The 23,772-nt window shown below is 33.2% G+C and carries 21 protein-coding genes; 20 read left to right on the top strand and 1 reads right to left on the bottom strand.

The genetic code is table 11. The features are described from left to right. Nucleotides 1-6: 6 nt before the first annotated feature. The 6 genes from K1X16_RS14250 (at nucleotide 7) to K1X16_RS14225 (ending at nucleotide 6,645) form a co-directional block, all read left to right on the top strand. Nucleotides 7-2,094, top strand: a complete 2,088-nt coding sequence (locus K1X16_RS14250) for a HEPN domain-containing protein (protein WP_195871463.1) — start codon at nucleotides 7-9, stop codon at nucleotides 2,092-2,094. Between the two features lie 10 nt (nucleotides 2,095-2,104). Continuing rightward, nucleotides 2,105-2,884, top strand: coding sequence for a uroporphyrinogen-III C-methyltransferase (gene cobA / locus K1X16_RS14245; RefSeq protein ID WP_225036890.1), 780 nt, complete (start codon nucleotides 2,105-2,107; stop codon nucleotides 2,882-2,884). Nucleotides 2,885-2,886: 2 nt separating this feature from the next. Beyond that, on the top strand, nucleotides 2,887-3,465 hold the full coding sequence (locus K1X16_RS14240; protein ID WP_225036889.1) for a bifunctional precorrin-2 dehydrogenase/sirohydrochlorin ferrochelatase: 579 nt from the start codon (nucleotides 2,887-2,889) through the stop codon (nucleotides 3,463-3,465). A gap of 3 nt (nucleotides 3,466-3,468) precedes the next feature. Next, a complete protein-coding gene (locus K1X16_RS14235; RefSeq protein ID WP_225036888.1) occupies nucleotides 3,469-4,518 on the top strand; it encodes an NAD(P)/FAD-dependent oxidoreductase in 1,050 nt (349 codons plus the stop codon). A gap of 295 nt (nucleotides 4,519-4,813) precedes the next feature. Next, nucleotides 4,814-5,905 (top strand): acyloxyacyl hydrolase, encoded by a 1,092-nt coding sequence (locus K1X16_RS14230; protein WP_225036887.1) that lies wholly within the window; start codon nucleotides 4,814-4,816, stop codon nucleotides 5,903-5,905. After that, the gene (locus K1X16_RS14225) at nucleotides 5,902-6,645 is read left to right on the top strand and encodes a head GIN domain-containing protein (RefSeq protein WP_225036886.1); all 744 of its coding nucleotides are present in this window, start codon (nucleotides 5,902-5,904) and stop codon (nucleotides 6,643-6,645) included. Before K1X16_RS14230 ends, K1X16_RS14225 begins: the two co-directional genes overlap by 4 nt. A gap of 31 nt (nucleotides 6,646-6,676) precedes the next feature. Here K1X16_RS14225 and gldA read toward each other — a convergent pair whose 3' ends face one another. After that, on the bottom strand, nucleotides 6,677-7,573 hold the full coding sequence (gene gldA / locus K1X16_RS14220) for a gliding motility-associated ABC transporter ATP-binding subunit GldA (RefSeq protein WP_195871456.1): 897 nt from the start codon (nucleotides 7,571-7,573) through the stop codon (nucleotides 6,677-6,679). A 336-nt stretch (nucleotides 7,574-7,909) separates the two neighbouring features. On the opposite strand from gldA, the gene K1X16_RS14215 reads away from it, so the two are divergent. The 14 genes from K1X16_RS14215 to K1X16_RS14150 all read left to right on the top strand — a co-directional run bounded on the left by K1X16_RS14215 (nucleotide 7,910) and on the right by K1X16_RS14150 (nucleotide 23,357). Next, nucleotides 7,910-8,737, top strand: coding sequence for a prephenate dehydratase (locus tag K1X16_RS14215; RefSeq protein WP_225036885.1), 828 nt, complete (start codon nucleotides 7,910-7,912; stop codon nucleotides 8,735-8,737). Further along, on the top strand, nucleotides 8,734-9,876 hold the full coding sequence (locus tag K1X16_RS14210; RefSeq protein WP_225036884.1) for a pyridoxal phosphate-dependent aminotransferase: 1,143 nt from the start codon (nucleotides 8,734-8,736) through the stop codon (nucleotides 9,874-9,876). Before K1X16_RS14215 ends, K1X16_RS14210 begins: the two co-directional genes overlap by 4 nt. A 50-nt stretch (nucleotides 9,877-9,926) precedes the next feature. Next, a complete protein-coding gene (locus tag K1X16_RS14205) occupies nucleotides 9,927-10,778 on the top strand; it encodes a prephenate dehydrogenase (RefSeq protein WP_225036883.1) in 852 nt (283 codons plus the stop codon). A 99-nt stretch (nucleotides 10,779-10,877) separates the two neighbouring features. Beyond that, a complete protein-coding gene (locus K1X16_RS14200; protein ID WP_195871452.1) occupies nucleotides 10,878-11,960 on the top strand; it encodes a bifunctional 3-deoxy-7-phosphoheptulonate synthase/chorismate mutase type II in 1,083 nt (360 codons plus the stop codon). A 152-nt stretch (nucleotides 11,961-12,112) separates the two neighbouring features. Beyond that, nucleotides 12,113-12,751: a T9SS type A sorting domain-containing protein gene (locus tag K1X16_RS14195; protein WP_225036882.1), complete on the top strand. Its 639-nt coding sequence runs from the start codon at nucleotides 12,113-12,115 to the stop codon at nucleotides 12,749-12,751. A 65-nt stretch (nucleotides 12,752-12,816) separates the two neighbouring features. Next, entirely contained in the window at nucleotides 12,817-13,767 is a 951-nt protein-coding gene (gene rsgA, locus K1X16_RS14190; RefSeq protein WP_225036946.1) for a ribosome small subunit-dependent GTPase A, read from the top strand. 83 nt (nucleotides 13,768-13,850) lie between these two features. Then, entirely contained in the window at nucleotides 13,851-14,303 is a 453-nt protein-coding gene (gene dtd / locus K1X16_RS14185; protein WP_225036881.1) for a D-aminoacyl-tRNA deacylase, read from the top strand. Between the two features lie 191 nt (nucleotides 14,304-14,494). Continuing rightward, nucleotides 14,495-16,408 (top strand): DUF3857 domain-containing protein, encoded by a 1,914-nt coding sequence (locus K1X16_RS14180; RefSeq protein ID WP_225036880.1) that lies wholly within the window; start codon nucleotides 14,495-14,497, stop codon nucleotides 16,406-16,408. A 41-nt stretch (nucleotides 16,409-16,449) separates the two neighbouring features. Beyond that, nucleotides 16,450-18,405 carry a transglutaminase domain-containing protein gene (locus tag K1X16_RS14175; RefSeq protein WP_225036879.1) on the top strand — a complete coding sequence of 652 codons (1,956 nt, stop codon included), beginning with the start codon at nucleotides 16,450-16,452 and terminating at the stop codon, nucleotides 18,403-18,405. 2 nt (nucleotides 18,406-18,407) lie between these two features. After that, the gene (locus tag K1X16_RS14170; RefSeq protein ID WP_195871449.1) at nucleotides 18,408-18,734 is read left to right on the top strand and encodes a nucleotide pyrophosphohydrolase; all 327 of its coding nucleotides are present in this window, start codon (nucleotides 18,408-18,410) and stop codon (nucleotides 18,732-18,734) included. A 33-nt stretch (nucleotides 18,735-18,767) separates the two neighbouring features. Beyond that, entirely contained in the window at nucleotides 18,768-19,994 is a 1,227-nt protein-coding gene (locus K1X16_RS14165) for a 3-phosphoshikimate 1-carboxyvinyltransferase (protein WP_225036878.1), read from the top strand. A 74-nt stretch (nucleotides 19,995-20,068) separates the two neighbouring features. Then, on the top strand, nucleotides 20,069-21,118 hold the full coding sequence (queA, locus tag K1X16_RS14160) for a tRNA preQ1(34) S-adenosylmethionine ribosyltransferase-isomerase QueA (protein WP_195871447.1): 1,050 nt from the start codon (nucleotides 20,069-20,071) through the stop codon (nucleotides 21,116-21,118). Between the two features lie 90 nt (nucleotides 21,119-21,208). Further along, nucleotides 21,209-22,249 (top strand): 23S rRNA (adenine(2503)-C(2))-methyltransferase RlmN, encoded by a 1,041-nt coding sequence (gene rlmN, locus K1X16_RS14155; RefSeq protein ID WP_225036877.1) that lies wholly within the window; start codon nucleotides 21,209-21,211, stop codon nucleotides 22,247-22,249. A 73-nt stretch (nucleotides 22,250-22,322) separates the two neighbouring features. Then, on the top strand, nucleotides 22,323-23,357 hold the full coding sequence (locus K1X16_RS14150) for a T9SS type A sorting domain-containing protein (RefSeq protein WP_225036876.1): 1,035 nt from the start codon (nucleotides 22,323-22,325) through the stop codon (nucleotides 23,355-23,357). Nucleotides 23,358-23,772 lie beyond the last annotated feature (415 nt).

Here is a 23,772-nt window from a genome sequence, read left to right as displayed (position 1 = left end):
TTAGCAGTGAAAAGTTTTAGAACAGAATTAGAAAACCCGGTCGTAGAAAAAGATATCATAGACTTAGCTAATAAAATTGAGCTATTTAACAATGGTAAAGTAGATGAAGAAAAATTTCGAAGTCTGCGATTAGCCAGAGGGATTTATGGTCAGCGCCAAGAAGGTGTACAAATGATTAGAATTAAATTGCCTTATGGTAAAGTTTTAAGTCACCAATTGCGTCGTATTTCTGAAGTTTCAGATACATATTCTAGAAGTCGCTTACATATTACAACGCGTCAAGATATCCAGATCCATTATGTAGATATTAACAAAACTCCAGAACTTTGGGCAGAATTAGAGCGCGATAATGTAACCATAAGAGAAGCATGTGGAAACACGGTAAGGAACGTTACTGCAAGTGAAACGGCAGGTATTGATGTTAACGAACCATTTGATGTGTCACCTTATGCAGATGCATTATTTAAGTTTTTTTTACGAAACCCTGTTTGTCAAGAAATGGGTCGAAAATTTAAAGTGTCTTTTTCAGCTTCAGATGAAGATACAGGGTTATCGTACATGCACGATTTGGGTTTTATTGCTAAAATTGAAAATGGTATAAAAGGTTTTAAAGTAATGTTAGGTGGAGGATTAGGCTCTCAACCAAGACATGCCGATGTGTTCTATGAGTTTTTACCTTCAGACAAAATTATTCCATTAATGGAAGGTGTTCTAAGAGTTTTTGATCGCTATGGTGAACGAAAAAGTAGAGCCAAAGCACGACTTAAATTCTTGATAAAAGATATCGGTTTAGAAGATTTTAAAGGTCTAGTTGAAGAAGAACAAAATGCCATAGAATTTAAAACTGTTGCGATAGACGAAGCTAATTACAACGTTTCAAAACCAGTTTCTGTAACAGCACCAAAAGTAGAAATAGAAAATACTAAAGCGTACAACTTATGGAAATCGACTAATGTAGTGCCTCAAAAACAGGAGGGTTATGTTGCTATAGGAATTAAGGTGCTTTTAGGAGATTTTTATACAGATAAGGCGCGCAAATTAGCAGATTTGGTTGAGAATTATGCAGCTGGTGAATTACGATTGAGTTTGCGTCAAAACATTTTAATTCCCTTTGTAAAAGAAGAATTACTGCCTTTTTTCTATACCGAATTAGAAACGTTGGGTTTTGTTGAAGCAGGTTATAATAAAGCTGTCGATATCACAGCATGTCCTGGTACAGATACATGTAATCTAGGAATTGCAAATAGTACCGGAATTGCAGAGGAGTTAGAACGTGTTATTAAATCTGAGTATCCTCAATATTTAGAAAATTCTGATTTAGTAATAAAAATCAGTGGTTGTATGAATGCATGTGGACAGCACAATATGGCAGATATTGGTTTTCAAGGCATGTCAATTCGTACAAAAGATAAATTAGTTGCTCCAGCACTACAAGTACTATTAGGTGGAGGAAACTTAGGAAATGGAAGTGCATATTTTGCAGATAAGGTGGTTAAAATTCCAAGTAGAAGAGGACCAGAAGCCTTACGCAGAATATTAGATGATTTTGAAGCAAATGCAGATGGCAAACCCTTTGTAGACTATTATAAAACTCAAGGTGAAAAGTATTTTTACCACTTACTAACCGATTTGTCTAATACAGAAAACCTGACTCAAGAAGATTTTATTGATTGGGGAACTAATGAACAATACGTTAAAGCCATCGGAATTGGTGAGTGTGCAGGAGTTGTTATCGATTTAATCGCTACACTTTTTTTAGAAAGCGATGAAAAAATTGAAGAAGCAAAAAAAGCGTATGCTAACCAAGTGTATTCTGGAGCTATTTACGAAGCGTATCGCTCAATGGTGAATTCGGCAAAAGCCATTTTACTGTCAGAAAACATAAAAACGAATACGCAAGCGGGTATCATTAAACAATTCGATGAGCTTTTTGTAGAAACGAAACGAATAGATTTAGGAACCTCTTTTTCTGATCTTATTTATCAGATTAAAGTGTTTCCTCCTTCAAAAGAATTTGCCAAAAATTATATTAACACAGCACAACAATTTTTAGGAAGCGTAAGAGCTTTTAGAGATGAACAAGTTGTAGCATAACACTAATATTATGACACCAAGATTAACCATAGTAGGCGCAGGTCCAGGAGATGCAGACTTAATTACTTTGAAAGCAATAAAAGCTATTAAGTCGGCAAACGTCATTTTGTACGATGCATTAGTTAATGTAGAATTGCTAAAATACGCTTCACCAAAAACCGAATTTATTTTTGTTGGAAAACGTAAAGGATGTTATGCCTATCAACAAGAACAAATAAATGAGTTAGTCGTACAGCGTGCCTTAAGATTTGGCCATGTCGTTCGGTTAAAAGGTGGTGATCCTTTTATTTTTGGTCGTGGAGCAGAAGAGTTAGATTATGCCAAGGAATATGCAATTGAAGTTGCTGTAGTTCCTGGTATTTCATCTTCAGCTGCTGTACCAGCATATCAAGGTATTCCATTAACAAAACGCAATGCTTCAGAAAGTTTTTGGGTAATTACAGGAACCACAAAATCACATAAAATTTCTGGAGATATTGCACTCGCAGCAAAATCTACAGCAACTGTGGTTATTTTAATGGGCATGAGTAAGTTGTCAGAAATTGTTCAAATTTTTTCTAATGAAGGACGCTCTGATACAGCCATTGCTATTATTCAAAATGGTACACGGCCAAATGAAAACGTTGGTATCGGAAAAATCTCAAACATTGAATCTATTGTTGAAGAAAAGCAATTAGCTAATCCTGCAATTATAATTATAGGTGAGGTGGTTAATCAACGTGTAGACCTTTCTAATATTTATTCGCAAGCAGATTTGGCTCTGGCGAGTTCAAAAAAACAAGTCGCTTAAGTATGGAACGAAATAATTTGTATCCCATTTTTCTTAAAGCAAAAAACCTCAATGTCTTAATAGTTGGAGGAGGCCATGTGGCAGAAGAAAAATTAACCTTCCTGTTAAAATCCAGTCCAGATGCCAATGTCACTATGGTAGCACCATTATATAGAGATGGCACTATAGCTGTGGCTAACACAGGGCATGTAACTCGCGTAGACGACACTTACAACGATGGGTATTTAAAAGGTCATCATATCGTCATTGCAACAACAGATAATCCAGGTGTGAATATGAAAATATATCAGGATTGTCGCTCACAAAACAAGTTAGTTAATGTGGCAGATAATCCACCGTATTGCGATTTTTATATGGGAGGTATTGTTACCAAAGGCAATGTAAAAGTGGCCATTTCTACCAATGGACAATCGCCAACTACAGCAAAACGATTACGTCAATTTTTTGAAGATGTCATTCCAGAAAATATAGATGATTTAGTAAAGAATCTCAATATATACAGAAAAACAATAAAAGGTGACTTTGAGCAAAAAGTCGAAAAGTTAAACGAATTCACTAAAGGTTTAGTCGAAAAAATATGAATTATGATTAAAACAGATATACTTATTATAGGAGCAGGACCAACAGGTTTATTTACCGTATTTGAAGCCGGATTGTTAAAATTAAAGTGCCATTTAATTGATGCATTGCCACAACCTGGTGGTCAGTGCTCTGAATTATATCCTAAAAAACCAATTTACGATATTCCAGGATTTCCTGAGATATTGGCTGGAGATTTGACTTCAAATTTATTGGAACAAGGAAAACAATTTCAGCCTGGTTTTACCTTAGGTGAACGTGCCGAAACGATTGAAAAATTAGAGGATGGAAGCTTTATTGTTACAACGAATAAAGGTACACAACATCATGCACCTATAATCGCAATTGCAGGAGGTTTAGGAAGTTTTGAGCCAAGAAAACCACAATTAGAAAACATCGAAAAATATGAAGACAATGGTTTAGCATATTTTATTAAAGATCCAGAAGTATATCGCAATAAAAAAGTGGTGATTGCAGGTGGTGGAGATTCTGCTTTAGATTGGAGTATTTTCTTAGCAGATGTGGCTTCAGAAGTTACTTTAGTGCACAGACGAAATGAATTTAGAGGTGCTTTAGATTCCGTAGAACGCGTGCAAGAATTAAAGTTGATTAATAAAATTAACATCATTACACCAGCAGAAATTACTGAATTACATGGAGAGAATCACATTGAAGGTGTTTCTGTGACTAAAAATGGTGAAACACAACTTATTGAAGCCGATGAATTTATTCCTCTTTTTGGATTGTCGCCAAAATTAGGTCCAATAGGAAATTGGGGACTTGAGATTGAAAAAAACGCTATAAAAGTAGATACGTTAGATTATCAAACTAATATTCCTGGTATTTATGCCATTGGAGATGTCAACACTTACGAAGGGAAATTAAAACTGATTCTTTGTGGTTTTCATGAGGCAACTTTAATGTGTCAGTCAGCATATAAAAGATTAAACCCTGGTAAGAAGTTTGTTTTAAAATACACAACTGTTAGTGGCATAAATGGTTTTGATGGTTCAAGAAAAGAATCACCAAAAGCCGTAGTTAAAGCAATTTTATAAAAAAGCAAAGCTATTTGATTTTCGAAAATTCTATCTGCTTTAGAGATTAATTAGATAACTATTTCTTAGGGTTTAATTAACAAAAGAAAATTGATTTAATCTGATATTTGCACTTTATTATTAAGCCCTTAATCATGAAATTAATAAATAAATATAAATCAGATTTTAAGTTTGTGTTACAGCTTTTGGCGTTAACAGTGATATCATTAATCGCGACTTTATTTGTGTAAAGTCTTGTAGGTTAATTCACTAGTGAATTGTAATTATTGACTATTTTTGCAGCTCAATAATTGCCATGCGACATCTATTATGTTTAATTGTATTACTACTATCTATAGGACTCTATGGACAAGAAGAAACGAACAGTTCATATTTTGATCTCAATTATATAGGAGGCAATATAGCACTTCATAATAACAGTATTCTTCATTTAATTAAAGGGCATCCCGAAGGTTTTGTTTTTAGCTGGAATAAAAAAACATTTGGAAACGAAGCATGGGAACATCGATTTAATTATCCAGATTATGGAGCGTCTTTAATTTATCAAGATTTAAAGAATGAAACATTAGGAAACACCATTGCCCTATACGCACACTATAATTTCTATTTTTTTAAACGGCGTGTCATGTTGCGTCTTGGTCAAGGGTTAGCATATGCCAGCAACCCTTATGATAAGATTGAAAACGCAAAAAATGTGGCCTTCGGATCAGATATTTTAAGTTCAACATATATTATGTTGAACTATAAGAAAGACCGTCTTTTTAATCGTTTTGGTTTTCAAACAGGATTGGCTTTAACGCACTATTCTAATGCTAATGTTAAAGCGCCAAACACAAGCGTAAATACTATAAATTTTAATTTAGGTCTAACGTATCATTTAGATACTGAAGATCCAGAATTTAGTGAACCTATTGCTGAAGAAAAGTACACGGAAAGGGTAAAATATAACTTAGTATTTAGATCTGGAATTAATGAAAGTGATGTTATTGGTAGTGGCCAATTTCCATTTTATGTGTTGTCTGGTTATGCCGATAAGCGTTTAAGCCATGTTAGTGCTATTCAGTTTGGTGCAGATGTGTTTTTTTCAAAATTTTTAAAGGAATTGATCTACTTTCAATCCGTTTCGTTTCCTGAGGAAAATGTAAGTGGTGATGAAGATTATAAGCGTGTTGGCCTTTTTGCTGGTCATGAATTGTTTATAAATAGAATGTCTATTGAAACACAGTTAGGTTATTATGTTTATTATCCATTTGATTTTGAGGGAAGAACCTATATTAGAATAGGTTTAAAACGGTATTTTGGTAAAAAACTATTTGGAGCTATTACCTTAAAATCACATGGAGCAAAAGCTGAAGCTGTAGAATTCGGTATAGGAGTAAGATTATGAGAAAATTAGTTTACATATTTAGCTTGTTTATATTTGCTTGTAATAGCGAAGATGCCTACGATTGTTTTCAAACCTCAGGAAGTATCATTCAGCAGGAGGTTTCGGTATCTAATTTCAATCGCATGCTTGTTCATAGAGATATTGAAGTAATTATAAAAGCATCGCCAAATTATAAAGTAACCATTGAAACAGGTGAAAATTTAATTAACGATGTAGCGGTTGAGGTCATCGATAATCGTTTGGTTTTAACAGATCATAATTCATGTAATTTGGTAAGAGATTATGGTATCACCAAAATATATGTTGAAACACCAACACTTACAGAAATAAGATCTTCTACACAGTATGATATTTCATCAGATGGTGTTTTAAATTATGACTCACTAACCTTATTTTCTGAAGATTTTAACGAAACAAATGAATTCACTGTTGGTGATTTTAGGCTCAATATTAGTTCTGAAAACCTTTCCATATCATCTAATAATCTGTCGTTTTATTATATAACTGGAACTGTAGACAATCTATTCGTTGGCTTTTATGCAGGTGCAGGTCGATTTGAAGGTGAAAATTTAAGTGCTCAAAATGTACGTGTTTATCATCGTGGTAGTAATGATATGGTTGTAAATCCGCAACAAACCTTAACAGGTCAACTTTATGGAACAGGTGATTTGATTTCAGTAAACCAACCAACCACTGAAGATGTTGAACGTTTTTATACTGGAGAATTGCGTTTTCAATAATTCACAAAGTAAATCTTCAAAAGCTAGACATCTATTTACTGGTCAATTCCCTAAATAAACTTTCTAAACTTGCATTCTTCTGATTCAGTTGTAAAATTTTCAACTCATTATCATGTGCAAAATCAAACACATGAGAACGCATGTCTTCTTTTGTAGAAAATGTAATTTCGTAAACAAAACTATGTGTGTTTTTTACCGCTTTTACTTTTGGTAATTTTAGCAAAAAGGCATCTTCCACTCTAAAGTCAAATTCAACAATCACAATTTGTTCTTGGCCATCACGCAAATCTTTCAAATATTTATCAGCAACAACTTCTCCTTTATTGATGATAATAACACGGTCGCACATGGCTTCAACTTCTTGCATAATATGCGTCGATAAAAACACCGTTTTTTCTTTTCCTATGCTTCTAATTAAGTTTCTAATGTCTACTAATTGATTTGGATCTAAACCGGTTGTAGGTTCATCTAAAATTAAAACGTCCGGATTGTGCAGTAAAGCATTGGCTAAACCAACACGCTGTCTATAACCTTTAGAAAGCTGACTTATTTTTTTGTGTGATTCAGGTTGTAAACCCGTAAGTTCAATAACGTCTTCTATTCTAGATTTAGAAGTGCCATAGACATTCGCGTTAAAATTCAAATACTCTTTAACGTACAAGTCCGTATAAAGCGGATTGTGCTCCGGTAAATACCCAACACTAGTTTGTACAGCCTTCTTGTCTGAAGTAATATCAAATCCATTCACACTTGCAGAACCTTCTGTAGCATCAATATACGTGGTTAAAATTTTCATCATAGTAGATTTTCCGGCACCATTTGGTCCTAAAAAACCTACAATTTCAGCATCATTTACTTTAAAAGAAACATTGTTAAGTGCTTTCTGATCTTTGTACAGTTTGGTTATGTTTGAAACTTCGATTGACATACAATTAGAATTTATTCAAAAATAGGTATTTCCGAATATTGTATAGCAATTATTAATAATTCTTTAAATTTTTGAAATTTTTTCCAAAAAAACAATGCAACAATTTTGATTTGTAAAAATAATAATTACATTAGCCGCATAATTAATAGATTTCCACGGATGTGGAGAATAAATATGAACATATCTAGAGCATATTATAACTGGTTTTATTTCTTTTTTAGCTAAAGGAACGAGACTGAGTATGTTTTATTTAAAATATAGTTTTAAAAGTCTCGATTTAATCGAGACTTTTTTTATGCCAATTTTTAAGGAGTTGATAAATAAGAAAGATAAATTGTGAATAAACCAATAGCAATACAAGGAATTAAGGGATCATTTCATCACGAAGTTGTTCAGCATTATTTTAATGTTGATGCAGACGTTGTTGAATGTATGACGTTTGATCGTGTGATTGATACCTTACTCGAAGGGCAAACCGATGAAATTGTAATGGCGTTAGAAAACTCTATTGCAGGCTCAATTATACCTAACTATGCTTTAATCGATACACATCAATTAAGTATTGTTGGTGAGTGCTATTTAGATATTCAGCATCATTTTTTGGCTTTAGAAAATCAATCTATTGGAGATATTTTAGAAGTGCATTCGCACCCTATGGCATTACTGCAATGTAAGGAGTTTTTTAGAAGTTATCCGCATATAAAACTTGTAGAAGCTAAGGATACAGCAGATGTTGCTAAGCAAATTTCTGAACAAAACCTTAAAGGTATTGCAGCCATTGCAAGTAAAAATGCAGCACAATTATATGGTCTTAATGTTTTAGCAGAAAGCATTCAAACTATAAAACACAATGAAACGCGTTTCGTTATTGTGAGGCGAGAAAGTAACAGAACAGATAATAATGATATCAATAAGGCATCGTTAAAATTTGAATTAGATCATAAACGAGGAAGCTTAGCAGCATTGTTAAATGTGTTGAGTGACTGTAAACTTAACCTTACTAAAATTCAATCCTTGCCAAAAATAGACACACCTTGGAAATATGCTTTTTTCGTGGATGTTACTTTTGGAGATTACAAAGATTACGATAAAGCCAAGTCTATTATAAGTTTAATGGCTGAGAATTTTAAAGTATTGGGAGAATATAAAAATGCAAGACTATGATAGAAGTTGCAAAACGTTTACAAAAAGTTGAAGAATACTATTTCTCTAAGAAATTGAGAGAAGTCGCGTTTTTAAAATCGCAAGGTAAACCTATTATTAATTTAGGAATTGGAAGTCCAGATTTAGAACCTCCTATTAAGGCCTCAATGTTACTTCAAGATAGTTTAGCTGAAGAAAAAGCACACCAATATCAAAGTTACCAAGGCTTACCAGAATTGAGAGATGAGATTGCAAACTTTTATAAAACACATTATCAGGTTAATTTAAGTTCAAAAGCTGAAGTATTGCCATTAATGGGCAGCAAGGAAGGCATAATGCACATTTCTATGGCTTTTTTAAATAAAGGTGATAAAGTGTTAATTCCTAATCCTGGTTATCCAACCTATGCTTCGGTTACCAAACTTTTAGAAGCAAAACCTGTGTATTACGGTTTAAAAGAAGACAATAATTGGGAACCAGATTTTGCCGCTTTAGAACGTTTAGATTTAAAACGTGTAAAAATAATGTGGATTAATTATCCGCATATGCCAACAGGTGCAAATGCCACCAATAAGTTTTATGATAAGGTAATTGCGTTTGGGAAACGTCACGATATTTTAATCGTAAATGACAATCCGTATAGTTTTATTCTCAATGAAAAACCTATAAGTATTTTGAGATACAAGGATGCTAAAGACGTCTGCTTAGAGCTAAATTCTTTGAGTAAAACATTTAATATGGCTGGTTGGCGTGTTGGCATGTTAGTAGGTAATTACGATTTTATAAGTGCCGTTTTAAGGGTGAAAAGTAATATGGATTCTGGTATGTTCTATGGCATACAAAAAGGAGCTATTGAAGCTTTAAAATGTTCAGAATTGTGGTTTAAGAGTTTAAACAGTGTGTACCAAACGCGTAGAGAATTAGTGTGGAAATTAGCCGAAAGGCTTAAATGTACTTATGATGAACATGCATCAGGGCTGTTTGTTTGGGCAAAATTACCACCAAACTTAAAATCTGAAGAATTTACAGATTTGGTGCTAAAAGAGCATTCAATATTTATTACGCCAGGAACTGTTTTTGGTAGTAATGGTGAAGGCTATGTGCGATTTTCGTTATGTGCAACAGAAGAAGTTATTGAAGAAGCTATAGCGAGAGTTTAAAAAAATAATAGTTACGAATTGAGGTAACTCGTAAAAAGAAAAAATTAAAAGTGAATACTATTTTTATCATAGGAGTTGGGTTAATTGGAGGAAGCTTCGCTTTGGATATTAAAAAATTACACCCAGAGAGTACTATTTTTGGTATAGATAATAATGAAGCGCATCTCGATGAAGCAATTGAGCTAAAGATTATAGACCAAAAAGCTAAATTTGAAGATTTAGAAAAAGCAGATTTGGTCATCTTAGCCATTCCTGTAGATGCAACTTTAACAATTTTGCCGAAAGTTTTAGATCATGTATCAGACAACGCTATTGTATTTGATGCTGGTTCTACCAAAGAAGATATTTGTTTTTCGGTAAAGAATCATCCAAAACGTCGAAATTATTTAGCAGTGCATCCTATTGCTGGTACAGAACATTCTGGTCCAAAAGCAGCGATTCATAATCTATATAAAAGCAAAACCAATATTATTTGCGAAGTTGAGGAAACAGCCTTTAAACTTCAAGAAAGAGCATTGAAATTGTTTTCAGAATTAGGAATGCGTATTCGTTATATGAATCCTAAAGCACACGATAAACATATTGCTTATGTGTCGCATTTATCGCACATCAGTGCATTTATGTTAGGAAAAACAGTGATTGATAAAGAAAGAAACGAACGCGATATTTTTGATATGGCTGGCAGTGGATTTGAAAGCACAGTACGATTAGCAAAAAGTTCACCAGCCATGTGGGCACCTATTTTTAAGCAGAATAAAACGAATGTTATTGAAACATTAGATGAATATATTTCCAATTTAAAACATTTCAAAACATTGATGGAAGACGGTGATTTTGATGCTGTGTTTGAAGAAATGGAAACCACAAATCATATAAAAGACATATTAAACGGAATACAATAAATAACTAAAAAACAAATTTCAAAATCCACATTCCAAGAACTTTATAAGTAAAAACCATTGGAATTTAGGTTTTGATTTATTGAAATTGATTTAAAAATTATGGAAAACAAAAAAGAAATGAGAACCTGGTTAGATGATATGAAATTAGATCATCCAATAGTAATTGCGGGTCCATGTAGCGCAGAAACAGAAGAGCAAGTGTTAAAAATAGCGCACGAGCTAAAAGATACAGATGTTAATTATTATAGAGCTGGTATTTGGAAACCAAGAACACGTCCTGGTAACTTTGAAGGTGTTGGAGCTTTAGGTTTAAAATGGTTGCAAAAAGTAAAAGAAGAAACAGGAATGAAAACCTGTACGGAAGTTGCCAATGCAGCGCATGTGAAATTAGCATTAGAGCATGATGTTGATTTATTATGGATTGGTGCACGTTCTACGGTAAGTCCATTTATAATGCAAGAGATTGCTGATGCTTTAGAAGGAACCGATAAAATTGTATTGGTTAAAAATCCAGTAAATCCGGATTTATCTTTATGGTTAGGTGGTATTGAACGTTTATACTCTGCAGGAATTAAAAATTTAGGAGCTATCCATAGAGGGTTTTCAACATATGAGAAATCTAAATATAGAAATATACCAGAATGGCAATTAGCCATTGAGTTTCAAAATAGATTTCCAGATTTACCTTTAATTAATGATCCATCGCATATCACAGGAAATAGAGATATGATTTTAGAGGTTTCTCAAACAGCCTTAGATCTTAATTTTGATGGCTTAATGATAGAAACACATTTCGATCCTGAAAACGCCTGGAGTGATGCTGCACAACAAGTAACACCAAGTAGTTTAGTGCAGATAATGAAAGATTTAAAGATTAGAAAAGAAACAGATCCTGAAGCAGAGTACAATGCTGAACTCAACAATTTAAGAGCTCAGATTGATGTTGTTGATAACCAAATTATTGAATTATTAGGAAAACGCATGAAAGTGGCTGATGGTATCGGAACCCTTAAAAAACAAAAGAATGTTGCTGTTTTACAAAGTAAACGTTGGAATGAAATTTTAGGAAGTATGGTACTAGAAGGTGAAGAAAAAGGATTAAGTGAAGAGTTTATTTTACGTATGTTTAAAGCGATTCACCAAGAATCTATTAATCATCAAGAAAAGATTATTAATAGTTAGAAGTGTATTACAAGTATGAAGAAGGTTCGCAAATTTTGCGAGCCTTTTTTATTTGGTGCGTTTACTAATTGAAACGTATCGTTTACGAATTGGTTGTTTTTTAAGTTTTGGTTTCTAGATAGGTTTGGTCTATTATCCAAAACCAATCACTCATGAAAAAAATGACTTTATTTATCCTAGCATTAAGTTTAAGTGCAATTGCTTCTGCACAAATTACAGTAACAGGAATTGTTATCAATGATTCCATCCCATTAGAATTAGCAAGTGTAATGATTAAAAATTCAACCAACGGAATTGCTACGAGTAACAAAGGCGAATTTAAACTTGAAGCTAAAAAAGGAGACACATTATCTGTGTCGTTTGTAGGGTATAAAACCAAAGAACTTGTTTTAAACAAAACCGAAGACTTCACATTTAAACTTGATGAAGAAAACAGTTTTGACGAGGTTGTAGTTGTTAGTTGTCATAATGCTACTATAACATGTTATAAAGGAGCTTGTGGTTGGTACAGAGAGGATGTTTCTTTGCTAGATAATAAATCTGGTAAAAAAAATAAGCTTTACCCAAACCCATCATCGAACGGAATCTTTCAATTAATGTTGGTCAATAATTACAACAAAGTATCTATTTCAATAGCAGATATGTCCGGAAGAAGTGTTCAAAATACAACACAGCAAAAGTTTGGTAAAAAAGGAACTATTGATTTGTCAGCGTATCCAACAGGTATCTATATCGTAAATATTATAGCTGACGGAAAGCGATTAGAACCCATAAAAGCCATAAAAAGTTAAAAATTGGCTCGTATATTTTGCAAGCTTTTTTGTTCCATTAAACAATAATGACCATCTTTGTTGTAATGACAGGAACAGTATATAAATCTACAGGCAGTTGGTACACTGTAAAAACCTTAAACGGTAAATTCTATGAATGTAGAATTAAAGGCCGTTTTAGGTTAGATGGTATTAAAAGTACCAACCCAATTGCTGTTGGCGATAAAGTAGAATTCGATCTTGAAACAAAAAATAATACTGAAACTGGTGTTATTAGTCGTATTGAAGAGCGCAAAAACTATATTGTTCGTAAATCAGTTAACCTTTCTAAGCAAACGCATATTATTGCAGCTAATATCGATCAGGTGTTCTTGTTGGTAACCATAGATAATCCGCCAACATTTACCACGTTTATTGATCGGTTTTTAGTTACTTCTGAGGCATATTCTATTAATACAGTTCTATTATTTAATAAAATAGATAGCTATGATGAGGACACCTTACTCGAAGTAAAATATCTAGCCAGTATTTATAGAGACATAGGTTACGAGTGTATTGGGATTTCAGCAACCACTGGGAAAAATATCGATAAAGTAAAAGCGTTAATGAAAGGTAAGGTGAGTATGTTCGCTGGTCATTCAGGAGTTGGTAAATCGACTTTAGTTAATGCTATTGAGCCATCCTTAGACTTAAAAACAAAAGCAATTTCTACACAACATAGTCAAGGACAGCACACTACCACATTTGCAGAAATGTTCGATCTTAGTTTCGATGCTGTCATTATTGATACACCAGGCATTAAAGGTTTTGGGGTTGTTGATATGGAACGGGAAGAAGTAGGTGATTATTTTCCTGAATTTTTCGCACTAAAGCAAGATTGTAAATTCAATAATTGTATTCACTTAAACGAACCAAAATGTGCCGTTAAAGATGCCTTAGAAGCTAATGAGGTGTCTTATTCTAGGTATAAAAGTTATCTTCAAATTTTAGAAGGCGAAGATGAGCATTACAGAACAGATAATTGGGAAGAAAATTAGTATTTAGTGTAAATCCGCTAACCTGCAAGGTTTTCAAAACCTTTTAGGTTTAAAAAACGATTCCCATTTTCAAGGGAAATGATATGAAAATAGTAATACAAAGAGTTTCTGAAGCTTCGGTTGTTATAAATAATTCTGAAGTAGCAGCTATAGAAAAAGGACTGGTAATTTTGTTAGGTATTGAGCATGACGACTCTCAAGAAGACATCAAGTGGCTTTGTAATAAAATAACAAATCTTCGTATTTTTCCTGATGAAAACGATGTAATGAATACCTCTCTAAAAGCTGCTAATGGAGATGTTATTTTGGTGAGTCAATTCACACTTCACGCTAGTACAAAAAAAGGAAATCGTCCGAGTTATATTAAAGCAGCAAAACCAGATGTTGCTATTCCGATGTATAATGATTTTATTAAAACACTTCAAGAGCATTTAGGGAAACCGATACAAACAGGAGAGTTTGGAGCAGACATGAAAGTGCAGTTAGTTAATGATGGTCCTGTGACGATCATTATCGATTCTAAGAACAAAGAATAACGCTTCACTAAAACTATTATTTCCTACGTTTCGATTGACATTGCTTAAAAACGAAATAGGTAAGGTTAAGTATTGAAATTCATAAGAACTGTATCGACTAAATTAGAAGTGTAAGATAAATAACATATAAATGCTTTGGCATGTAGGTTTTACTCTTTATATTGTAGGGCTAAATCTAAATAAGCCTTCTAATGCATTCATTTCTAGACAAAAAACACCGACTTTTCGTAGTTGCTTTTCTTATTTCAATCTTTAGTTTTTCTCAATCTGAAGACGCCTACATTGCACTACTTGCGCCACAAGAGCTCATGACTAAAGTTAATGCTATTGTGAGATACGACAATCAAAAAGTAGAAATTAATGCTATTGATGATATGGTAGTGCATACTAAACGTATTGTAACTATTTATAACAAATACGGAGATAAGCATGCCAATTCATTAGAGTTTTATAGCGATAATTCAAGTGTTAAAAGCATAGAGGCGAAAATATATGATGGCTTAGGTGAAGAAATAAAGAAGGTAAGAAAGAAAGATTTTACTGATAATAGTGCTGTAAGTGGTGGCACATTATACTCAGATAGTCGTGTAATGTATTACGATTATACACCTATTAGTTACCCTTATACTATTGAATATATTTCTGAAGTTAAACATAATACAACAGCCTTTCTTCCACAATGGAGACCAATCAATGGTTATTCTTTAGCTATTCAACATGCGGAATATAAGATTGAAAACAATTCAGGAATACCTTTAAAAATAAAAAAAGAAAATATTGAAAACAATAATGTTGTTGAAGTTTCAGAACATCATTTCACTATAACTAATTTGCCTGGAGTTCACTATGAATCGTATAGCCCTTCGCTAGTTACATTTACTCCTAACGTAAAACCAGCGTTGACAAAGTTTAATATGAATGGAGTAGAAGGTGTAAATACTAATTGGCAAGATTTTGGTAAATGGGTATACGGTGAACTTTTAACAGGTACAGATGTTCTTCCACAAACGGCAATAGACGATGTAAAGGCATTAACGGAAGGCGTAGATGATAAAATTGAACGTGCTAAACTGGTTTATAAATACATGCAAGATAAAACGCGATATATCAGTGTTCAAATAGGTATTGGAGGTTGGAAACCTATGTTAGCAGATGATGTAAATAAATTGGGTTATGGCGATTGTAAAGGATTAACAAACTATACAAAAGCCTTGTTAGAAGCTGTAGATGTACCATCGTATTATACTTTAGTTTTTGGTGGTAGAAATATTTTAGATATTGACGATGAGTTTTCGTCTGCACAGGGAAATCACGCAATTCTATGTGTGCCTAACAACGATGAAAATATATTTTTAGAATGTACAAGTCAAACCAGTCCATTTGGTTTTTCAGCTGGTTTTACAGATGATAGAGTTGTTTTGTTAGTTAAGCCAGAAGGCGGTGAAATCGTACGAACTAAAATCTATGAGGCAGATGATAGCGTACAAAAAACCAATGCCAATATTGTTATGGATGCAGCAGGAGGTTTTACTGCAGACGTTAATATTGAAACCACAGGATTTCAGTACAGTCTTCACGATGGTATTGAAAATAGAACAGCACGCGATCAGCACAAACATTATAAGTCGTATTGGGATAATATCAATAACATAACTATTGATAATATCGATATTGTAAATGATAAAGACCGAATTGTTTTAAGCGAGAATGTAAAATTATCGGCAACAAATTATGCATCTAAAAGTGGAGGTAGACTTATTTTTCAACCCAATATGTTTAATCCTGTTACGACTATTCCTTCAAGATATACTGACAGAAAGTTAGAGTTTAAAGTAGAGCGTTCTTTTAAAGATACTGACGAATTTATAATTCAATTACCAGAAGGTTTAAAAGTTGAAGCGATGACAGATTCTAAAGAAATTAAAACCAAATTTGGAACCTATAGCTTTAAATTAGAAGCTTTAGAAGGCAATCAATTAAAATATACGCGTACGTACATTTTGTTAAAAGGAAACTATTCTAAAGAAGATTATAAAGCATTTAGAAGCTTTAGAAGACAAATTGTAAGACACGATAAAAGTAAAGTTGTGTTAATAAAAGCGTAATAAATTCTAATCTAAAATTATTAATCAAAACAATTAAACCCATGATAAAACATCTATTCGTTACTCTGATTATAGTCTTAAGTTTTAACTTTTTGTCAGCTCAAGATTATGATTTTGGTAAAATTTCAAAAGCAGAATTAGAAGAAAAATTCCATCCAAAAGATTCGGCATCTTCGGCAGCGATTTTATATCGTAATGAGGAGATTAGTTTCTACTACTCTTCAAGTGAAGGGTTTATGCAAAAGCGTGAAGTGCATGAGCGTATAAAAATATATAATAAAGATGGTTTTGATTGGGCAACAAAAAAGATCTATTTATACCAAGGTTCGCGTCAAAAAGAGGTTGTTAAAGGTATAAAAGGATTCTCTTATAATCTTGTAGATGGTAAAGTTGATAAGGATAAATTAAGAAATGATGGTAAATTTGAAGAGGACTATAGTGAGTTTGTAAAAATTAGTTCGTTCACCGTACCTAATGTTAAAGAAGGTACTGTTATAGAATATCAATACACGGTTACATCGCCTAGAATTAGTATAGATGATATTATTTTTCAATTTAGTGTACCAGTTAATAAGTTAGATGTTCGAATTGCGACACCAGAGTATTATGTTTATAATAAGCAGACCAATTTTCGAGCGAAATTTGTGCCTAAAATAAATGAAACATCTAGAAATGTAAGTACACCGTTTGATTACAAAATTAATATCATTGACATTAATGAAGAAAATATTCCTGCCATTAGACCTGAAGCCTACTCTGGTAGTATTAACAATTACATAAGTAAAATGGCTATGGAGTTGACGGCAACTTTAAACAATATGAAAATTGTTAATAAGACCTACTCAACAACATGGGAAGCGGTTTCAAAAACCATTTATGAAAGTGAAAATTTTGGTAATCAATTAACAAGATTTAATATTTATAAAGACGATTTAGAAGCTGCATTAGAAGGAATTGAAGACGATTTTGAAAAAGCAGCGGCCGTTGAAAAACTTGTGAAATCTAAGGTAAAGTGGAATGATAGATACGGTAAATTTGCTCAAAAAGGGGTAAGGTCAGCATATAGAGATGGAGAAGGTAATGTTGCTGATATAAACTTAATGGTGGTTTCAATGTTGCGTTCTCAAGGTGTCAATGCTAATCCAGTACTTGTGAGTACAAGAAATAATGGTGTGCCACTTTTTCCAACGCGAGAAGGATTTAACTATGTAATATGTAGTGTTCAAAAAGGTGAAGACTATCTATTAATAGACGCAACTGAAGAATATAGTACTAATAATGTATTGCCACATCGCGTATTAAATTGGCAAGGTAGATTGCTTGAAGACAATAAAGTGTCACGTTGGATTTCTGTACAACCCATTAAAACATCATTAGAAGCCTCTATGCTAAGTGTTACTATTAACGACGATTTAACTGTGTCTGGAAAAGTAGGTCAACATCTTACTGATTATGTTGCATATTCTCATAGAAACAGATATGCCGTTTTAACAAATGAAGACCATATTAAATCGTTAGAAAAAGACAAAGGTGATATTGAAATTAGTGAATTAAATATTGAACATACAGAGGACATCACACAACCTATTAAAATAAGTTACGAGTACGAATTAATGGACGGTATAGATGAGGTCGGAGATAAACTGTATTTTTCACCACTTTTATTTTTAGCAACAAAAGAAAACCCTTTTAAATTAGAGGAGCGCGAGTATCCAATTGACTTTGTAATCCCTTTTACAGATAAATATATGGTTAATATTATATTGCCAGAGGGCTATACTGTAGAGTCATTACCAAAATCTGAAGCCCTAGAGTTTAAAGATGCTAACGTAACGTTTTCGTACCTTTTACAACAAAACGGTACGTTCATTCAGTTAAAAGTGGAACTAGATATTGTTACACCAATGATCTTACCATCAGACTATAAGGCGTTTAAAGATTTTTATAGTAAAATTGTAGAAAAGCAAACTGAAAAAATTGTATTAACCAAAGTATAACTATGAATATAAAAAACGCACAAAAGGAAGTAGATGATTGGATAAATGAACATGGTGTAAGGTATTTTAATGAACTTACAAACATGGCACAGTTAACCGAAGAAGTTGGTGAAGTGGCTCGTATTATAGCAAGACGCTACGGAGAGCAAAGCGAAAAGGAAAGTGATAAAGATAAAGATCTAGGTGAAGAATTATCTGATGTAATGTTTGTTGTATTGTGTTTAGCAAACCAAACAGGAATAGACTTACAAGCCGCTTTTGATAAAAAAATGGATAAAAAGGCAAAACGAGATCACAACAGACATCACAATAATGATAAATTAAAGTAATTTTGTCATTCATTTTTTATTTAGAGCTTTCTTATGGACATTAGAATCCAAAAATCAAAACTTCATAATCACCAAAAGATTCAAATTACAGGATCAAAAAGTGAATCAAATCGCTTACTGTTGCTTCAGGCTTTGTATCCTCAAATAAGTATCAACAATGTATCTAACTCAGACGATTCTGTACTCATGCAAAACGCATTGGTTTCAGAAGACGAATTAATAGATATTCATCATGCTGGTACTGCTATGCGGTTTTTAACAGCGTATTTCGCTATTCAAAAGGGTAGAGAAACCATTCTTACGGGATCGCCTCGTATGAAAGAACGTCCAATTAAAATTTTGGTCGATGCTCTAAAAATGTTAGGTGCAGATATCACTTATTTAGAAAATGACGGTTTTCCACCTATAAAAATAGTAGGAAGTGAATTAACAAAGCACAAAGTCACTTTACAAGCAAACGTTAGTAGTCAGTATATTTCGGCATTATTACTAATTGCGTCTAAACTAGAAAACGGATTAGAACTAACCTTAAAAGGGAAAATAACCTCTGTACCATATATTAATATGACCTTGAGTTTGTTGCAATCTATTGGAGTTGAAACGAGCTTTATTGAAAATACAATAACTGTAAAACCTCAAACCACAAACCTCAAACCACATACCTTAACTGTTGAGTCCGATTGGTCATCAGCATCATATTTTTATAGTCTAATCGCATTAAGTCCTGTTGGTACTGAAATTACGATTGCAGCCTATAAAGACAAAAGTTTACAGGGTGACTCTGTATTAGCTACTATTTACAAGGAATTTGGAATTACTACGACTTTTAAAGACGAATCTATAAGGCTTCAAAAAATATCAAATCCTGATAAAAAGTTGAAAGTTGAATTAGATTTAAAAAATGCACCAGATATTGCGCAAACCATTGCTGTTACGGCATTTGGTTTAGGGTTAGAGTGTTATATGATTGGATTACATACCTTAAAAATTAAGGAAACAGATCGCTTAGTAGCGCTTAAAACTGAATTAGAAAAGTTAGGTGCTCAAGTAGAGATTACAGACCTTTCTTTGCATTTACAACCATCGGAAAATCGCAATAGTAATATTAAAATTGCAACTTACAATGATCACAGAATGGCAATGGCTTTTGCACCTTTAGGTTTAAAAGTGCCAATTGATATTGAAAACGCTGATGTGGTGAGTAAGTCTTATCCTCAATTTTGGGAAGATTTTAAATCCATTGGCTTCAATTTAAAATAATCCCTCATTTACTTGACAACGCCTATCTCGAGATTGTATATTTGCAATTCGCTAAAAAAAATAAAAAGACACATATGAAATTATCACATTTCCATTTTGACCTTCCTGAAGAATTACTTGCCGAACGTCCTGCAGAACACAGGGACGAATCGCGATTAATGGTGCTTAATAGGGCAGAACAAACTATTGAACACAAACAATTCAAGGATATTATCGATTATTTTGATGAAGGTGATGTGATGATTATGAATGATACCAAAGTGTTTCCAGCACGTTTATTTGGTAATAAAGAAAAAACAGGCGCACGTATCGAAGTGTTTTTACTTCGTGAATTAAACCAAGATCAACGTCTTTGGGATGTATTGGTAGATCCTGCTCGTAAAATAAGAATTGGTAATAAATTGTATTTTGGTGAAGATGAGACATTAGTTGCCGAAGTTATTGATAACACAACCTCAAGAGGTAGAACATTACGCTTCCTTTATGATGGTTCTTACACAGACTTTAGAACAAAATTAACCCAACTTGGTGAAACACCATTGCCAAAATATATTAATAGAGAGGTAGAGCCAGAAGATGAAGAGCGTTACCAAACTATTTATGCAAAAAATGAAGGCGCTGTAGCAGCACCAACAGCAGGTTTGCATTTTTCTAAACACTTATTAAAACGTTTAGAGATTAAAGGCGTTAAAACAGCTGAAGTTACTTTACATGTTGGTTTAGGAACATTCAATCCGGTTGAAGTTGAAGATTTGTCGAAACACAAAATGGATAGTGAAGAGATAATAATTAAACAAAATTCTGCAGATACGGTAAATAACGCTATTGAAAATAGAAAGCGCGTATGTGCTGTAGGTACAACATCAATGCGTACAATTGAAAGTTCTGTATCATCAAACGGAAGATTAAATGCATTTGAAGGATGGACCAATAAATTTATATTTCCACCGTATGATTTTAGCATCGCTAATTGTATGATTACAAACTTTCATACACCAAAATCGACATTGTTAATGATGACATCGGCATTTGCAGGTCATGATTTTATGAAAAAAGCATATGAAGAAGCTGTAAAAGAAAAGTATAAGTTCTATTCTTATGGTGACGCTATGTTAATCATCTAATTACGAATAACATCTATTCTAAAAGCCTCTTTATTGAGGCTTTTTTATTTTAAGGGAAAACCTAAATTCATTTCATTACTTTTGCAAAATATGGAAGCCAAAAAGAAAGACATACGCGCATTAACTAAAGAGCAACTCAGAGATTTCTTTGTAAAACAAGGAGATAAAGCTTTTAGAGGTAACCAGGTTTATGAGTGGTTGTGGCAAAAGTCTGCACATAGTTTTGAAGATATGACCAATGTATCTTTAGAAACCAGACAAATGCTAGAAGATAACTTTGTTATTAATCATATAAAAGTAGATCAGATGCAACGTAGCTCTGATGGTACTATTAAAAATGCGGTTCGTTTACATGATGATTTAGTGGTAGAGTCGGTTTTAATTCCCACAGCCACCAGAACCACCGCTTGTGTGTCGTCTCAAGTAGGTTGTAGTTTAGATTGTAGGTTTTGTGCAACATCGCGATTAAAGCGTATGCGTAATTTGAATCCAGATGAAATATACGACCAAGTTGTTGCTATAGATAATGAAAGCCGATTATATCATAACAGACCATTAAGTAATATTGTGTTTATGGGAATGGGAGAACCCTTAATGAACTACAATAATGTTCTTAAGGCCATAGATAAAATCACCTCGCCAGAAGGCTTAGGGATGTCACCAAAACGAATTGTGGTGTCAACCTCTGGAGTGCCAAAAATGATAAAAAAGATGGCAGATGATAAGGTGAAATTTAAGTTAGCCGTATCATTACACTCGGCCATAGATGAAATTCGTACCTCAATAATGCCATTTAACGCTACATTTCCGTTATCCGATTTAAGAGAGGCATTACAATATTGGTACGCAGCTACAAAAAATAGAATTACGTACGAGTATGTGGTTTGGGATGCAATTAACGATAAACGAAAAGATGCCGAAGCTTTAGTAGAGTTTTGCAAATTCGCACCAAGTAAAGTCAATCTTATAGAATATAACCCAATTGACGATGGTGAGTTTCAGCAAGCCCATTCAAAAGCTATTGATATGTATGTTTCTGTTTTAGAAGCTAATAATATTACGGTTACTGTAAGACGAAGTAGAGGTAAGGATATTGATGCCGCTTGTGGACAGTTGGCTAATAAAAGTTAAAGTCGTGGTATTTTTTCTGCTTATTGTAAATTTGTTTTACCTTTCAATTTAATTTAAAAAAAACACATATATTATGAGAACAAAATTACTTTATTTATTATTTATCGTTCCATTTATTTCATTTGGGCAAACTATTGAATCTGAAACTTTTGATGGTTTGTCTTTAGGGAGTATTTCAGGACAAGGTACTTGGCAAAGCCAAATAGGCAATGGTGATGGCTCGACGACCAATATGACCGAAGCTAATTTAGCTGTAACGACAGGGGGTGTTGCTTCCACTAACGGTTTTACTATTACAGGACCAAATGGTGATTCTGGATCAGCATTTATATGGAATGATGGATTTGCAGGTGCTTGGGCATCAAGAACATTAGGTAACGATATAGTTGAAGTGGAAGTTTCAGTTAATCCTGGAGCTGTTGGAGGAACTTCAAAAAATACTTTTGGTGTTTATATTTATAACGCTGACTATACTAAAGTATTAGCTGGTTTTATTGTCGACGCTGATACTAATACTTTATCAGTTATAGCATATAGTCTCCCTACAGGTGAGCTATCTCCAGGTAATTTTACATACGGTTTGGCAGCAGCTCCAGGTTTGGCATTAGCATCTAATACTTGGTCTAAAGTTGGTGTTAGTTATAATACAATTACTGGTGAGGTTTTAATTGATAGCGATGCAATAACGGGTGGTCCTTTAGGTCTTCCAACGAATGTTGCTGTTGACACACCGGCAGAAGTAGATTTTGTTGTTACCTCAGGAAGTTCTACAGCTGGAGGTGCAAACACAGCTTCTACCACTATGATTTTTGATAATTATGAGGCTAGGGCAACAGCAAGTAATACTTTATTGAATACAGAAGAGTTTGAATTGAATTCAGTTGGGCTTTATCCAAATCCAGCGAAAGAGTCAATTACTCTAGCTTCAGATATTTCAATTAAAAATGTTGAAATTTATAATAGCCTAGGTCAAGTGGTTCTTACGAAAAATTCTGATTTTAGTAATACGAATGTATTTGATATTTCTAATCTAACTTCAGGGGTTTATATTATGACTATTAACTCAACTGATGGTGCTTCACAAACTAAGAAATTTATTAAAGAGTAATATTTCTTTTTCTTATTAATACTATAACAGAGGACTTAATTTATTAAGTCCTCTGTGCTTTTAAAAGATGCATAGACTCTATTTATAGGAAACAGTCGTTTTATAAACAAAGCTATAGTGCTTTGTGAGTTTTGAGGGTCTTAAAGTTTCTTCAATATTCATTTTTGATAAATATATACCATCATTTAGAACCGAATTATCTATATGTTTCTTTTTGGTTTTTTAATATGTAATGATAAAAATGTTTGAAATCATGTGTTTTAAACTGAAATTTAGATAGAATTTGTATTAATAGTTTATTGATAATATTCAAGCATATGCTTTGTAATTTTGCAATAGTACTGTTGCTCATTATCTTATTGATACTTATAATGTGGACTATTTAGTTCTATAAAATAGGACATAAAAAAAAGCG

Origin of the sequence: Winogradskyella sp. SM1960 (assembly GCF_020179375.1) — a bacterium.
Lineage (GTDB): Bacteria > Bacteroidota > Bacteroidia > Flavobacteriales > Flavobacteriaceae > Winogradskyella > Winogradskyella marina.
This window is presented reverse-complemented; position numbering and strand designations above follow the sequence as displayed.